Origin of the sequence: Oceaniglobus ichthyenteri (assembly GCF_003057885.1) — a bacterium.
Classification (GTDB): domain Bacteria; phylum Pseudomonadota; class Alphaproteobacteria; order Rhodobacterales; family Rhodobacteraceae; genus Oceaniglobus; species Oceaniglobus ichthyenteri.
In genome coordinates this window covers 1-1,183 of sequence record NZ_QAGK01000031.1, presented here as the reverse complement: position 1 = coordinate 1,183, position 1,183 = coordinate 1, and the positions used below count along the sequence as shown (strand labels likewise).

Here is a 1,183-nt window from a genome sequence, read left to right as displayed (position 1 = left end):
CACCATGGCAAAGGCAAAGTTTGAACGTAACAAACCGCACGTCAACATTGGCACGATTGGTCACGTTGACCACGGCAAGACGACATTGACCGCGGCGATCACCAAGTATTTTGGCGATTTTCAGGCCTATGACAAGATCGACGGCGCGCCCGAAGAAAAGGCCCGCGGGATCACCATTTCGACCGCTCACGTGGAATATGAGACAGACAACCGTCACTATGCCCACGTTGATTGCCCCGGCCACGCTGACTATGTGAAGAACATGATCACCGGTGCGGCGCAGATGGACGGCGCGATTCTGGTTGTGAACGCCGCCGATGGCCCGATGCCCCAGACCCGCGAGCATATCCTGCTGGGCCGTCAGGTGGGCATTCCCACCATGGTCGTATTCATGAACAAGGTCGATCAGGTTGACGACGAAGAGCTGCTTGAGCTGGTCGAGATGGAGATCCGCGAACTGCTGTCCTCCTATGACTATCCGGGCGACGATATTCCGGTAATCCGTGGTTCGGCCCTGGCCGCCATGGAAGGCCGCGATCCTGAAATCGGCGAAGAGTCGATCAAGGCCCTGATGGCCGCTGTCGATGATTTCATCCCCACGCCTGAGCGTGCAGTGGATCAGCCGTTCCTGATGCCGGTCGAGGATGTATTCTCGATTTCGGGTCGTGGTACTGTTGTGACCGGCCGTGTCGAGCGTGGCGTGATCAACGTTGGCGACAGCATCGAAATCGTCGGGATCCGCGACACCAAGACCACCACCTGTACCGGTGTTGAAATGTTCCGCAAACTGCTGGATCGTGGTGAAGCTGGCGACAACATCGGCGCGTTGCTGCGCGGTGTCGACCGTGACGGCGTTGAGCGTGGTCAGGTTCTGTGCAAGCCCGGATCGGTCAAGCCCCACACCAAGTTCGAGGCAGAAGCCTATATTCTGACCAAGGAAGAAGGCGGTCGTCACACACCGTTCTTTGCCAACTACCGCCCGCAGTTCTACTTCCGTACCACGGATGTGACCGGCACGGTTGTCCTGGCCGAAGGCACAGAAATGGTCATGCCCGGCGACAACGTATCGTTCGGTGTTGAGCTGATCGCCCCGATCGCCATGGAGCAGGGCCTGCGTTTCGCCATCCGCGAAGGCGGCCGCACCGTCGGCGCAGGCGTCGTGTCAAAAATTACTGAGTGATTT

1 protein-coding gene is annotated in these 1,183 nt (G+C 58.4%); it reads left to right on the top strand.

What is annotated here, in order from left to right; translation table 11 throughout:
• The first annotated feature begins 4 nt into the window (after positions 1–4).
• Entirely contained in the window at positions 5–1,180 is a 1,176-nt protein-coding gene (gene tuf, locus C8265_RS19230) for an elongation factor Tu (RefSeq protein WP_108485605.1), read from the top strand.
• Positions 1,181–1,183: the final 3 nt, after the last annotated feature.

Coding starts and splice junctions, on each gene's coding strand:
- tuf (WP_108485605.1), top strand. CDS start 5: ATGGCAAAGGCAAAGTTTGAACGTAACAAACCGCACGTCAACATTGGC.